This is a genomic window from Nitrospira sp., from assembly GCA_035968315.1.
GTDB lineage: Bacteria > Nitrospirota > Nitrospiria > Nitrospirales > Nitrospiraceae > Nitrospira_D.
This window is the reverse complement of record JAVYIN010000008.1, coordinates 40,686-53,629: the sequence shown is the minus strand read 5'-3', so window position 1 is coordinate 53,629 and position 12,944 is coordinate 40,686. Positions and strand designations below refer to the sequence as shown.

Here is a 12,944-nt window from a genome sequence, read left to right as displayed (position 1 = left end):
CTGGAGACTGGTATGGCCAATTTACTCGAATATGTCGGCTGCGTGCATATCTTTCTCGGCCCCTACCGAGGGAATCCGATCGCGCTCTATTTGAAGCGGACGGAGACCGGCTGCCAGATCAGTCCTAAAGCCTATCCCTGGAATGACGTCTTGGGTGTGGGGGAAACTCCGAACAAAGCAGCGGCTGATTTCGAAGACAAGTGGAAGACCAAAGGGCTGGCGGCAGAGATGTATTCCGGGCCGTCGTGGGAAGGTGGAATTAAGCCGGAGAAACCAGCTCCGCCGAAACCGGCCGCTCCTCCCAAGCCGGCTGCTCCCCCAGCAGCAGCCGGTGTCGCGCCAGCTCCTCCGGCAGCCGCCACGCCAAGTCCTGCTCCTGCGACTCCTCCGCCATCTGCTTCTGCCGCTCCAGCGGCTACACCGGAATCTGCGGTCGAATCGAAGTAATCCTGTCTTGGTTGCTTAGTCTGAATTCGGCCGCGTCGCGGTTTCGTTCGCCTGAGCTGCGGCGAGCTTGCTGTGCCGCATCCCGTAGATTCCATACAAGACGATGCCCGCGATGGTCCACCAGACAAACCGATGCCAGGTGAGTGTGGGAAGCTGCCACATGAGGGCAAGGCAGGACATCGCGCCCAGGATCGCGACCCACGGCATGAAGGGAGTCTTGAACGGTCTGGGATGATGGGGCCTGGTGTAGCGCAGGACGATGAGGCCGATGCAGACGAGGGTGAACGCGAAGAACGTTCCGATATTGGTCATGTCGGCGGCGGTGCCGATGGGCACAAGGGCAGCCATGAGCGCTACGGCACCCCCGGTCAGCCAGGTCGCATGATGGGGCGTTCCAAACCGCGGGTGAACAGCCGATAGCCAGGGACTCAGCAGCCCATCACGTGAAATTGCGAAAAACACCCGGATCTGGCCCAACATCATCACGACCAGGACGCTCGTAATCCCCGCCACCGCGCCGATGGCCACGACGGCGGCGCCCCATGTATATCCCACCAAGCGAAGGGCTTCCGCCACGGGTGCATGAATGTCGATCTGATCGGAGGGCACGAGCCCGGTCAGGACGGCGGCGACGGCGACATAGAGAATCGTGCAGATGCCCAGTGCGGCCATAATGCCGATTGGCAAGTCCCGCTGAGGATTGCGGGCTTCCTCCGCCGTGGTGGTGATGGCGTCGAACCCAATGTAGGCAAAAAAGACGGTGGCGGCGGCCGCGCTCACCCCGGCAAAGCCCTGCGGCATGAACGGGGTCCAGTTGCTCGGGGTGACCGCCGGACCGCCGACGGCGATGAAAAAGAGAATGACGACCAGCTTCAGGCACACGATGATGCCGGTGGCGCGGGCGCTTTCCTTGATGCCGATGACGAGGATGATGGTCACCAGCAAGACGATGATGGCCGCAGGGAAGTTGGCAATGCCGCCCTCGGGACCTCCGGGGGCGTGGGTGGCCCAATTGGGTAACTGGATTCCGGCAAGCTTGAGCAGATTGTTGAAATAGCCGGACCAGCCGATGGCTACGGCGACGCAGGCGACCCCGTATTCCAAGATCAAATTCCATCCGGTGATCCAGGCGAGGAATTCGCCGAGCGTGGCATAGGAATAGGTGTAGGCCGAACCGGCGACCGGGATCATGGCCGCAAATTCCGCATAACAGAGGGCGGCGAGCACGCAGGTCAATCCCGACAGAATGAAGGAGAGAATGATTCCAGGACCGGCTCCTGGCCGGTGGGCATCGCCCACGATCGCGGTGCCGATGAGCACAAAGATGCCGGTGCCGATAATGGCGCCGATGCCCAATCCGGTCAGGTCCCACGCGCTCAGGGTGCGCTTGAGGCGGTGCTGCGGATGGTCGGCGTCTGAGAGAATGCGTTCGATCGATTTGGTGCGCAAGAGGCGGCTGGTCACGAACCCTCCGAACGATCGTCTGAAGTTGTGTGGGTGTTCAAGGATGCAGGATCCATCTTTTGGTCAGTATAGCAGCAGGATAGTGGAGGGCCAGAAGAATTGAGAAGCGTGACCTCCCGGGTATCAGGTGCGCGTGTGGCGAGCGGCTCGTAGCAAAGCGTGAAATAACCGCCGATGGAGTACGTGGCGCTCGAAGAGAAATTCAGGGTGCCATTGGATCCCGAGGAGAAATCGGTGTCGGGGCGATTCGACGGCTTCGATCACGCCGTCCGGCGCAACGGCACTGGCGATCAAGGCTGGTCCTACGGTTTTCACGGATTGATGGTGGGAGCTATTCACCATCATCGAGGCCTTCTTGACGATTCTTCTGAGCAGGCTGCCTGGTGCGACCGTTACGGCGTGGGACACATGGATCGCCTTGGCCTTTTGCCGATGGGGCAAGACGCCGGGCACCTGGGACGGCAGGTCCTGAAAGAGGCTGCCACCAAAGGCCACGTTGAGGGTTTGCATCCCGCCGCAGATGCCCAGCAAGGGGAGGTCGCGTTGTTGCGCGTGGTGGACGAGATCCAGCTCGAAGTTGGCGCGGCGCTCGCTGACAAGCGGAAATTTATAGCGCTGACGCTCTCCGTAAAGACGCGGCGGAAGATCGGGTCCGCTTCCGGTCAAGAGCAGCCCGTCTATGCCGTCCAGGAGGCGGCGCCGTCCCGCTGTATCGGCGACGAGCGGCAGGATGAGGGGAATTCCGCCGAGTTCTTCGATGGCGCGAATGTAGCGCGCCCGCAAAAAATAGGTGGGCTCATGCCCACCCCATTCTTTCCGGTCACCGGCATTAAAGTCTGGCGTGACGCCGATGACGGGTTTCATGTTACCGGACTGGTTCAGGCGCACCGGTGGTGCCTGACGATTCGCTGTCGGCGGCTACGCCGAGGAATCGGACTGGGCGATCGCCGCTCAGATGCTCGGGGGTAATGACGTAGGTGCCGTACATGCTGGGGATCCAGATGTTCTTGGCAGTTTGTTCGCTTCCGCCGGAGAAGACATAGGCCAATCCGCCGACGATGCCACCGCAAATCGAAAAGGCGGCCTTGAGCGGAAAATACAGAATGGTGGAAACGGCGGAGGCTGCCTGCATGCCTGCGCCGGAGGCCGTTCCCTGTTGGGTATCGGCTGAAGATGATTGACTCCAGGCCGGAGCGGCGATGAGGAGCGAAAATGTCATCAGCACGACCAGCGTGGTCAGTGGAAGCGTACGCATCAATCCAAGACGTGTCACGGGTACCTCCTTCTTCTTCACAGCAGAAGAGTGATCTGAATGACTCTCCTGATTCAAAACGGGTGTATCGCGTTATAACAAATTCATCATCGCTTGCAAACCCCCTGCCGAATGGCTTTTCAGCAGAATGCCCACGAAGGCGTTCATGGCATGAGATCGAGCTCGCTGAGGATGTAGGAAACAACATACTCTCGTCTGGCTTGTGCGGCATGATGAAGTTCTTGGACCAGTTCGGTGCTGCCGATACGCTGGTTCTCTTGGGGAACGCCTAAATCTAGTCGCAGGTCGAGTTTGCACCAGGCGATCGCTTGGGCAAAAAGGTCCTGAATGCGTGCCGCGTAGTCAGCCTGTTCAGGTTCGGGCACGGATGCGAGAGCGCTTGCGAGACGTTCTGTCAGCTGCAGTGTTTCCTGGAGGGCCGTGACTTGGGCCTTCGCGATCTCGACGGAGACTTGAATCCCGGCCTTCCAACTCCGTTTTTTGACATTGAACACACAGTAGTGAGTGTCATCCTGTTCTTCGACGGTTTCAGGACCAAAGAAGAGTGTCACGCGATACGGAAGCTGGTCGGGTGGCGCGGTCGTATCCATGCGCCACATTGTAGCATGCGGCTGGATCGAGCCGAGCGTGAATTGACGGGTCTCTGTTCCGACGATAAGATGCCTCACCATGACGACCTCACGATATGACGAACGGGTGGCGTCGATTCAGCAGACGCTTCGGGAGACCGGCTTGGCGGACGGCTGGTTGTTCTATGATTTTCGGGGGAGCGATCCCCTGGCCTATCGCGTCCTGCTCTTGGACCCGTCACGCCATGTGACGCGGCGCTGGTATTACTGGGTGCCGGCGATTGGCGAACCGGTGAAGCTGCTCCATCGCATTGAGCCTCACGTGCTGGATGAATTGCCCGGGCGCTCTCAGGTCTATGTGTCATGGGAAGAGCAGCACCGGCTTCTGTCGGCGCTCCTCGCCGGTCAGCGGCGTGTGGCGATGCAATACTCCCCGCGGAATGCCGTGCCGTATGTCTCGCGGGTTGATGCGGGCACGATCGATCTGATCCGCAGCTTCGGGGTGGATGTGGTGAGTGCAGCCGACCTGATTCAGCGGTTTGAAGCGGTCTGGACGGACGAGCAGCTGGACTCCCATCGCTATGCGGTGACGGCCTTGCGCCGGATCGTGGATGAAGCGTTTGCACATGTCGGATCGGTAGTACATGCCGGCCGCTCGCTTACGGAATATGATGTACAGCAATTCATCCTGGGGCGGATTCATGATGCGGGGATGGTGACGTCGAGTCCTCCCATTGCAGCCGTGAATGCCCATAGCGCGGATCCCCACTATGGGCCAACCGCGACCAGGTCTTCGCCCATTACTCGTGAGAATTTGGTGTTGATCGACCTCTGGGCCAAGCGCCAGGAGCCGGGTGCGGTCTATGGAGATATTACATGGACCGGATTTACGGGAAGCCGGGTTCCCTCCAAGCATCGTGCGGTCTTCGACACGGTGCGGAGTGGCCGCGATGCCGCCGTCACTTTTGTGCAACAGCGAGTGGCTGCAGGGCAATACCCTTATGGCTGGGAAATTGATGAGGCCTGCCGGCAGGTGATCGTGGCGGCTGGGTATGGGGCACAATTCGTCCACCGCACCGGCCATTCCATCGGCGAAGAAGTGCATGGCAACGGGGCCAACATCGATAATTTGGAGACTCAAGATAGCCGACGCATCATTCCACACACCTGTTTTTCAATTGAACCGGGAATTTATCTGCCGGGAGAATTTGGCATTCGGAGTGAGTTGGATGTGTATGTCTCCGAACGCGAGGCGCTGGCTTACGGCCAGCCTCTGCAGACGGAAATCGTTCCCATCCTGTAAGCGAGTTCGGTCGCTCCCTCTCTGATCATACCTTCCTTGACAGTCCATCGCTGTGGCGGCTAGATTCAGCCCAGGTGCGGGGCGTTAGGCCGGGCCTCGTCAAGGCTCACGGGAAGAAGAAAGGTGCGGCAATGTTCGGAACAATGGGCATTTCAGAGCTGATCATCATTCTCGTCATCGTGCTGATCATTTTTGGCGCCGGCCGGTTGCCTCAGATCGGCGAAGGGGTCGGCAAGGCGCTGAAAGGATTCAAAAAAGAAGTAAACGAAATGCCTCCGCCTCCGGATGCCGCCCAGGTTCAACCGGAAGCTGTCGCACCGCAGGTGGTTCAGGCTCAAGCCGCTCCTGTTGTGGCTCCACCGGCGGCTCAGGCGCCAGCTGCGCCAAAAGCCACCAATGTTCCCTATGTGCCTGGTCCTGAATTGACCCCTGGCACAACGGCGTCGATGCTCTACAATATGGGTCCGCAGTCTCCTCAAGCTCCTCGTTCTGCCGCGCCTCAACCGGCGGCAACGTCGCCGGGCGCCGCTCAACGGGTGGTCACGATGGAGGAGCGCGCCGCAGCGCCCGCTCCCATGTCGCGTGCCCAGTATCCTCCGCTTCCTCCGGGAGCCCAGGCCAAACCAGCGGCCAATCGGCCTTCGGCGATTGTGAATAAAGATGCGGTGGCTCGTGTGCAGGCACAGCAGGCGGCACTCAAGGCCAAAGCCGCCCAGCCGGCGGGGGTGTCTCCCAACGACATGCAGAGTTTGGGGGAAGGCCTTGGGGATGCATTGCGCACATTCCGGCAAGCGGTGGCGGATGTCCGCAATACCGTCGATCCGGAAATGCGCACCATCCAAAATGAAATGGATTCTGCGCAGAAAGAATTCCAGCAATCCCTTGAAGCGGCCAGGGAATTGCCGGTCGTTGATGAGGAACCGCCCAAGCCAGCGTGAGATCTGCAGGATTTTGTGCGGTCGTCCGGATTCATATGTTCCTCCATCGTGTTTTCTCCCATCTTGTCTTGATGGTCGTGACGGCTGCGCTTCAGGGCTGTTATCAAGACTCCCCTCCTTCCGCTCCGTTCCATACCGTTGCTTCCCTCGTGATGCTTCTGGATGATCGAGACGGGGCGATCCGTCGAACGGCAGCGGAGGCTTTAGGCAAGATCGGCGATCCGAGTGCGGTACCCCATCTTGTATCGCGGCTTGGCGACGAGTCCCCCATCGTGCGGGAAGCGATTGCTCGCAGTCTTGGACGGCTGGGCCCGTTGAAGGCGGATGCCGGTCGGCGGCTTGTTGTCTTATTGCTGGATCCAAGTCCTGCCGTTCGGCTTTCTACCGCACAAGCACTGGGCAATGCTGAGGTCGATCAGGAAGTCAGATCTACGATTGCGGCCATCTTGTCCCATGAAAACTCTCACGCTGGGTCCGCCGCTCTCTCCGCACTACTGGGCCTCGATCGAGTGGGAGATGCGCAGGAGGAATTATTGCGGAAGGCCGTCGGTGATGACGCGCATGTGCGGCAATTGGCTGTGGCGGTCTTAGGTGAACAGAATGACGATCGTGTTGTGGCAACACTTCTCGATCGGCTGGCGCACGATGCCGATGCCGCCGTGCGGGCCGAAGCGGCCTATCGCCTGGGATTTCATGCAGAGGATACGGTGGGCAGCGGTCTTACTGCTGCGGCCCTCGTGGATAGCAGCGCCCAAGTGCGCCGCTGGGCCAGGCAGAGTCTTGCGGGGCTTACGACGAGAGACGGGCTCGATTCAATCCTTCAACCAGCTCAATCAGATCCTTCTGGGCCTGCTCCTCGATCTCGATAAACTGAATGCCCATTCCCGGGAAGAGCAGATAACGCTCGGCCCTTTTTCTCGTCCAGGCGACCTTCCCTGTGGCTTTGAGTTTTTGTGCCGGGCGGTGGGGAAGGGCGAATTCCACTGTGAGCATGGTGCCAGGAGCCAAGGGGTCGCTGCTTTCGATAAAAAGCCCTCCACCTCCGACCCCCCCCGTTAAACTGTCGATCTGTTTGCCGTCCGGTGTGGAATAGCGGATTTTCAATGCCAGGGGGGTGCGAGGATAGTTCCGGGCATGCGCGTAGTCGCCATCGTCAAAGTGCTGGATGGCGCGATCGATGACGGCGCTCCAAGGCAGGCTGCCGAGAAGATTTCCCGAAGGAGAATGGATCACTACGGTTTCGTCTTGGGCGTCAACCGACAGAATCTTCCCTTGATGGCCGGCGGTCGTTTGAACGGTGAATTTCATCTGTCTATCCACTGAAAACATACGGACGAAATGGTGAGCGTCGCCGGAGCCTGTTTACGCGGCCTGCCCGTTGCTCTCAAGTGACGCGACGATGCTGAGGATACGGTCACGGGTTTCCTGGGCCATATCGGTGAAGCGGATCCCCATGCCGGGGCTGAAGGTATATTGATCGGCTTTGGGGCAGACCCAGGCGACGATGCCTTTGGCCGGGATCCACTCAGGCGGTTGCTCAGAGAGTGAAAAGTCCATGGCGATCTTGGTCCCGACCGGTAGGGGGGACGTGCTTTCAATAAAGAGGCCTCCCCCGCCGATTCCCCCGGCCCGGCTATCGAAGTGGTGGCCTTCCGGGGTTTTATACTTCACCCGAAATGACAGGGCGACGCGTGGTTCGGTTCGTGTTTCTTTGGGTGTGGGCGGTTTGCGATAGGCCAGAATCTGGTCGATGACAAAATCCCATGGCAGGCTTCCAATAGGTTCGCCGGTGATTCCGAGCAGGGTGACCATTTCGCGCGCTGCATCCAGTTCGAGCGCTTTCCCTCTGTGGCGAAGGCTGGATGATACGGGATATTTCACAGATCCTCCTGAGCGCAGTTCGTCATTCCACGAGTATATCGGGGTATTCTCTATTGTCGAGAAAATCATGAGATTTGCACAGGAGGCGTATGATTCGAGGGCACACCGGGAGGGGAGAGAGGAAACTGGCTCGGGCTACAGATGGTAGCCCGAGCCAGCACAATGGCTATGCGCTTTTGGCGTCTTTATCCTGTTCGTAGATGCGAATCGGGGGATTCTTCCCTGAAATCGCATCTTCTGTGATGAGGACTTCCTTGATTTGCTTTTGCGACGGGGCGTCGTACATCACATCCAGCATGACTTCTTCGAGAATAGCGCGAAGGCCTCTGGCTCCGGTTTTCTGCTGGAAGGCCTTCCGGGCGACGGCTCCCAAGGCGCCGTCGGTAAACTTCAGCTTCACCTTTTCGAAGGAGAGCAATTTTTCGTACTGCTTGGTTAACGCATTTCGCGGCTCGGTGAGAATGCGTATGAGCGCCCGCTCATCCAATTCTTCCAGTGTGGCCACCACTGGCAACCGTCCAACAAACTCCGGGATGAGCCCGTATTTGAGGAAGTCTTCCGGCTGCACTTTGGCCAGCAGCTCGCCCAAGCGCACTTCGTTTTTCCCGCGTATTTCTGCGCCAAACCCCATGGCCTTGCGGTTCAATCGTTGCTCGATGATCGAGTCCAGCCCAACGAAGGCGCCGCCGCAGATGAAGAGGATGTTGCTGGTATTGACCTGAATGAATTCCTGATGAGGATGCTTGCGCCCTCCCTGGGGGGGAACATTCGCAACTGTGCCCTCGATCAGCTTGAGGAGGGCTTGTTGCACGCCCTCTCCGGATACGTCACGGGTGATGGAGGGGCTGTCGCTCTTGCGGCTGATTTTATCGATTTCATCGATATACACGATTCCGCGCTCGGCTCGTTCCACATCGTAGTCAGCGGCTTGGAGGAGCTTGAGGATGATGTTTTCGACATCTTCTCCCACGTAGCCGGCCTCTGTCAGTGTTGTGGCGTCGGCCAGGGTAAACGGGACGTCCAAGTACTTGGCCAGCGTCTGGGCGAGCAGGGTTTTTCCCGTTCCCGTTGGGCCGACCACGAGAATGTTGCCCTTCTGGAGCTCGACGTCGTCGACATCCTTTTCTTTGGACGAGATGCGCTTGTAATGGTTGTGCACGGCGACGGAGAGGATACGCTTGGCCCGTTCTTGGCCGACGACATATTGGTCAAGATGGTGCTTGATGTCGGCCGGCTTTTTGAGCTTGGAGGAAATTTCCTCCTTAGCCTCTTCCCAATCCTCGGCAATGATGTCGTTACAGAGGTTGACGCATTCGTCGCAGATATACACGGTCGGACCCGCGATGAGCTTGCGGACTTCATCGCGGCTCTTTCCGCAGAACGAACACCGCAGATGTCGGTCGACTTTCTCCTGCTTGGCCATGCGCCCTCCTGTGTTACTTGCCCTTGGCCCCGTCTTTGGCGGCGTCGCCGGATTCCACTGCCTTCAAGGCTTTGGGAGGCCGCGTGATGACTTCGTCGATCAGTCCGTACTTCTTGGCTTCTTCACCGGACATGAAGTAGTCGCGCTCCGTATCATGCGCGATCTTTTCAATCGGCTGGCCGGTGTGTTTGGCCATGATCTCGTTCAGCCGTTCGCGGATTTTCAGAATCTCGCGGGCATGAATGTCGATCTCGGTCGCCTGCCCTTGGAACCCGCCCAAGGGCTGATGAATCATCACGCGTGCGTTGGGGAGCGCAAAGCGCTTGCCTTTGGTGCCCGCGGTCAGGAGCAAGGCGCCCATGCTGGCGGCCTGGCCCAGGCAGATAGTGTTGATGGCAGGCTTCACGTATTGCATCGTGTCGTAAATGCCGAGTCCTGCGGTGACGCTTCCTCCGGGAGAATTCACATACAGATTGATATCCTTCTCCGGATCTTCGGCCTCGAGGAACAGGAGTTGGGCAATCACCAGATTGGCGAACACGTCATCGATGGGGGCCCCCAAGAAGATGATGCGGTCTTTCAAGAGCCGGGAGTAAATGTCGTAGGCGCGTTCGCCTCGATTCGTTTGTTCGACGACGATGGGGACCAGCATAGACGTCAGTTCCTTTCCGGCTTCGGGTTGTGAAAGCTCCGGGCGTGGGCCCGGAGCGAATGCCCGTATCTATCCTTGAATCACGGCATGACGGTAAACGAAGTCGAGGGCCTTGTCGGCCAGGATTCGAGAACGAAGTTCTTCAATAGAATCTTGGCCGCCAGACTGGATCATCTTCACAAGATCGCCTACAGGGACACGAAGCTCTGTTGCCAGGCGGTTCACTTCGTTATTCATGTCTTCCTGAGTGACGGTAATGTTTTCCTTGGCCGCGATGGCTTCGAGCACGAGACCCACTTTGACACGGCGGTTGGCTTCCTCGCGGTTCTCTTCGCGAATGGCGTTAATATCTTCCGCTGTGGCTGCAGGAGCCGGGTCGGTGGCTTTTCCACGCTGGCGCTCCTGGAGCTTCTGGCGAACGATCGCGTCTAATTCGCGATTGACCAGGGTTTCAGGCAGGTCAAAGTGATGGGTTTCCGCCAAACGCTTGAGAATGGTGTCCTTGTAGGACTCATCAATATCGCGCTTCAGCGCCTTCTCCATTTCGCTGCGGAGCTTGTCTTTGATTTCTTGCAGCGTTGAAAACGGGCCGCAGTCTTTGGCAAATTCGTCGTCCAGCACGGGCAAGGTTTTCCGTTTCACTCCCTGAATGACAAGCCGAAACTGCACGGTCTTTCCGGCAACTCGGCTGTCTGGATGACTCGGCGGATAGGCCTGGGGAATCTCGATGACGTCCCCTTCCTTCTTGCCGGTCACATGGGAGTCGATTTCAATTCCGAGCAGGGCGGCTTTGGATCCCACTTTGTGGAGCTGGCCCTCTTTCTTGGTGCCTTCGAGCGGAGACCCGGACAGGAACCCTTCCAGGTCGACGACGGCAAAATCCCCTTCGGCCAATGCGGTGCCGGCTGGCGCCGCATCCAGCTTGGCTTGTTGCTCGCGCAAGACTTCAAGCGCGCGATCCAGTTGTTCGTCTGTGACCGTGCGTTTGTCCGGCTTGAGCGAAATGGGATTGGGCGCTTTGTAATCCCGCAGGTCGATCGTGGGCTTGATTTCAACGGTGGCCGTAAAGGTGAAGGGTTCGTTCTTCTTGATTTTTACGCGCTCCAGCGGGGGGATCTCGACCACGACCGGGCTGATGCCGGCCTGTCGGATCGCGCGGTCGTAATAATCTGGCACCAGGCTGCGGATGACGTCTTCTTCAACGGCCTTGGCATACCGTTGTTCAAGAATGCCCAACGGCGCCTTGCCCGGACGAAACCCCGGGATGCGCACCTGCCGGTTCAGTTCGGTATAGGCCTGTGAGAATCGCTGCGTGACTTCCTCTGCGGCGACCTCAATTTTCAGGGCCCGCTTCATGGGGCCTAATTCGGTCATTTCCATCTTCATGGTCATCGCGGACGTCCTTCCACACTGCTGCTAGGGATGAGTGCCAATATGGTCTGCCGTGGCTGGTGCGAGAGGGGGGACTTGAACCCCCACGGTTACCCACGAGATCCTAAGTCTCGCGCGTCTGCCAGTTCCGCCACTCTCGCACGGTGGGGAGCATCGCGGGGCTGTCGCCGCGATTGCTGAGACAGCAAAACACGCGATTGTGTAAGCCTTTTGTACCGTTGGAGGGATGCCAGTGTCAACCCATACTCCTGCGGGGTTGGGCGCTGGATCCGGGAAGGAGACGGATCTTATTGAGCATCAGTGTGGAGCGTTGGATGCACAGGGGAAGCAGGCAGGGATCATGGGTCTAAGCGGGGAGGTCGTGAGAGATGGGTGGTCCCGACAAAGGCCGGGGAGTATACTTAAGTGGCATGGTCCCTCGCGCTTCTATGCTTATGGTGTTCAGCGGTTCATACAGCTTTTTCATCTCCGCAGTGTCCGGCTGGCAAGGAGGTGTGTCATGTTTCGATCATTAGTGGTGCTGGCATCCGTCATCATAGGGAGTGTGAGTCTATGGACTTCCGAGGCGGGGGCGTATCGGGAGTATTTTACCGCGGAGCAGAAGGCCCAGCTCGATAAGATTCAAACGATTCTGGTGGAGGCGATTGCTCTGACTGATACAGGCGCCACCGATGCCGGTCCTCTATCGTCGGTCGTGGTTCGGCGGTTGAGTGAATTAGGGTACACCATGGTTCAGGATGGGACCAAACCCCACGATGTGGTCTTTCGGGTCAAATGTGAGCAACGCAAGACGTGGGAAGGAACCGCGTCAGCGGGGGGAGATAATGATTTGCCCGATGCTCCGTCCAGGTTATGGAAAGGGCCGGCGTGTCAGCTGACCTATGTGCTGGGCGGGATGAAAATTAAGTGGCAGAAGGAAGTGCGCACGGATTTCGAGGATGCGTCTGCTGCGGCTCAGGCGGCTCATGCGGGCGACGCCGGAACCTTTGCGATGGCACGATTGAAAGAGGCGCTGGAGAAATACGAGTTTCCTCTCTTACTGGCCGCAGAGTGGGGGCATCCCGAACGGCTGCTCAAGGTCTTGGATGCGGCGGACACGAGTGTGCCTCGCAAGGTGCGGATCATTTCATTGCTGGGCGAGATGCAGGCCGATGAGGCCTTGCCGAAATTGAAGCAGGCGCTGCAAGACCGGGATCTTGCGAAGCAGGCCTTGATGGCTATGGGGAATCTGGGGCGAGAAGGGATTCCCCTCTTGGTCGAGATGATGAATACCGCTCCGCAGGTAGAAATTCAGGCGGCCGCGGCCAAGGGGCTGGGCCAGCTGGGGGGCATTCACGGTGATGCGTCGGTGGTGCTTCCATTGCTGGCCAGACTTCAGGATCCCAAGACCGATTGGCCGGTGCTCATCGAGGTCGCGTGGGCGTTGGGAAAGATTCCCGATAAACGCTCGATTCAGCCTCTCTACGATTTGGATAAGAAGCTTCAAGCCATCCGTGATCCTGACAATCTGCAGCTCAAAAAACTCAAAGAAGCTGTGTTTTGGTCGATCAAGCAGTGTGATACCTGGGACCAATACAGTTGAATATCGACTATCGTGACGTT

Annotated in this window: 14 protein-coding genes and 1 tRNA gene; 5 read left to right on the top strand and 10 right to left on the bottom strand. The window is 58.5% G+C overall.

What is annotated here, in order from left to right; all coding sequences use genetic code 11:
• The first annotated feature begins 12 nt into the window (after positions 1 to 12).
• Complete coding sequence (locus RI101_12745; GenBank protein ID MEC4890916.1) at positions 13 to 447, top strand: hypothetical protein; 435 nt, start codon at positions 13 to 15, stop codon at positions 445 to 447.
• A gap of 15 nt (positions 448 to 462) precedes the next feature.
• Here RI101_12745 and RI101_12740 read toward each other — a convergent pair whose 3' ends face one another.
• From RI101_12740 to RI101_12725, 4 genes are all read right to left on the bottom strand, one after another.
• Complete coding sequence (locus tag RI101_12740) at positions 463 to 1,911, bottom strand: amino acid permease (protein ID MEC4890915.1); 1,449 nt, start codon at positions 1,909 to 1,911, stop codon at positions 463 to 465.
• Between the two features lie 123 nt (positions 1,912 to 2,034).
• Positions 2,035 to 2,775 (bottom strand): gamma-glutamyl-gamma-aminobutyrate hydrolase family protein, encoded by a 741-nt coding sequence (locus tag RI101_12735; protein ID MEC4890914.1) that lies wholly within the window; start codon positions 2,773 to 2,775, stop codon positions 2,035 to 2,037.
• Position 2,776: 1 nt separating this feature from the next.
• The gene (locus tag RI101_12730; protein MEC4890913.1) at positions 2,777 to 3,184 is read right to left on the bottom strand and encodes a hypothetical protein; all 408 of its coding nucleotides are present in this window, start codon (positions 3,182 to 3,184) and stop codon (positions 2,777 to 2,779) included.
• 143 nt (positions 3,185 to 3,327) lie between these two features.
• Positions 3,328 to 3,855: a hypothetical protein gene (locus tag RI101_12725; protein ID MEC4890912.1), complete on the bottom strand. Its 528-nt coding sequence runs from the start codon at positions 3,853 to 3,855 to the stop codon at positions 3,328 to 3,330.
• Here RI101_12725 and RI101_12720 point away from each other — a divergent pair.
• The 3 genes from RI101_12720 (at position 3,854) to RI101_12710 (ending at position 6,863) form a co-directional block, all read left to right on the top strand.
• Positions 3,854 to 5,056, top strand: a complete 1,203-nt coding sequence (locus RI101_12720) for a M24 family metallopeptidase (protein ID MEC4890911.1) — start codon at positions 3,854 to 3,856, stop codon at positions 5,054 to 5,056. The two genes, RI101_12725 and RI101_12720, sit on opposite strands and share 2 nt — an antisense overlap.
• 131 nt (positions 5,057 to 5,187) lie before the next feature.
• On the top strand, positions 5,188 to 5,994 hold the full coding sequence (gene tatA, locus RI101_12715) for a twin-arginine translocase TatA/TatE family subunit (GenBank protein MEC4890910.1): 807 nt from the start codon (positions 5,188 to 5,190) through the stop codon (positions 5,992 to 5,994).
• Positions 5,991 to 6,863: a HEAT repeat domain-containing protein gene (locus RI101_12710; GenBank protein MEC4890909.1), complete on the top strand. Its 873-nt coding sequence runs from the start codon at positions 5,991 to 5,993 to the stop codon at positions 6,861 to 6,863. The genes tatA and RI101_12710 overlap by 4 nt, the downstream gene beginning before the upstream one ends.
• On the opposite strand, the gene RI101_12705 is transcribed toward RI101_12710, so the two are convergent.
• The 6 genes from RI101_12705 to RI101_12680 form a co-directional block, all read right to left on the bottom strand.
• Entirely contained in the window at positions 6,784 to 7,302 is a 519-nt protein-coding gene (locus RI101_12705) for a PilZ domain-containing protein (protein MEC4890908.1), read from the bottom strand. The two genes, RI101_12710 and RI101_12705, sit on opposite strands and share 80 nt — an antisense overlap.
• A gap of 54 nt (positions 7,303 to 7,356) precedes the next feature.
• Complete coding sequence (locus RI101_12700; protein MEC4890907.1) at positions 7,357 to 7,875, bottom strand: TIGR02266 family protein; 519 nt, start codon at positions 7,873 to 7,875, stop codon at positions 7,357 to 7,359.
• 166 nt (positions 7,876 to 8,041) lie between these two features.
• Positions 8,042 to 9,298 carry an ATP-dependent Clp protease ATP-binding subunit ClpX gene (gene clpX, locus RI101_12695; GenBank protein MEC4890906.1) on the bottom strand — a complete coding sequence of 419 codons (1,257 nt, stop codon included), beginning with the start codon at positions 9,296 to 9,298 and terminating at the stop codon, positions 8,042 to 8,044.
• A gap of 13 nt (positions 9,299 to 9,311) precedes the next feature.
• Complete coding sequence (gene clpP, locus RI101_12690) at positions 9,312 to 9,950, bottom strand: ATP-dependent Clp endopeptidase proteolytic subunit ClpP (protein MEC4890905.1); 639 nt, start codon at positions 9,948 to 9,950, stop codon at positions 9,312 to 9,314.
• A gap of 69 nt (positions 9,951 to 10,019) precedes the next feature.
• Entirely contained in the window at positions 10,020 to 11,342 is a 1,323-nt protein-coding gene (gene tig / locus RI101_12685) for a trigger factor (protein MEC4890904.1), read from the bottom strand.
• 57 nt (positions 11,343 to 11,399) lie between these two features.
• A tRNA-Leu gene (locus RI101_12680) sits at positions 11,400 to 11,482 on the bottom strand.
• 359 nt (positions 11,483 to 11,841) lie between these two features.
• On the opposite strand from RI101_12680, the gene RI101_12675 reads away from it, so the two are divergent.
• Positions 11,842 to 12,924 (top strand): HEAT repeat domain-containing protein, encoded by a 1,083-nt coding sequence (locus tag RI101_12675; protein MEC4890903.1) that lies wholly within the window; start codon positions 11,842 to 11,844, stop codon positions 12,922 to 12,924.
• Positions 12,925 to 12,944: the final 20 nt, after the last annotated feature.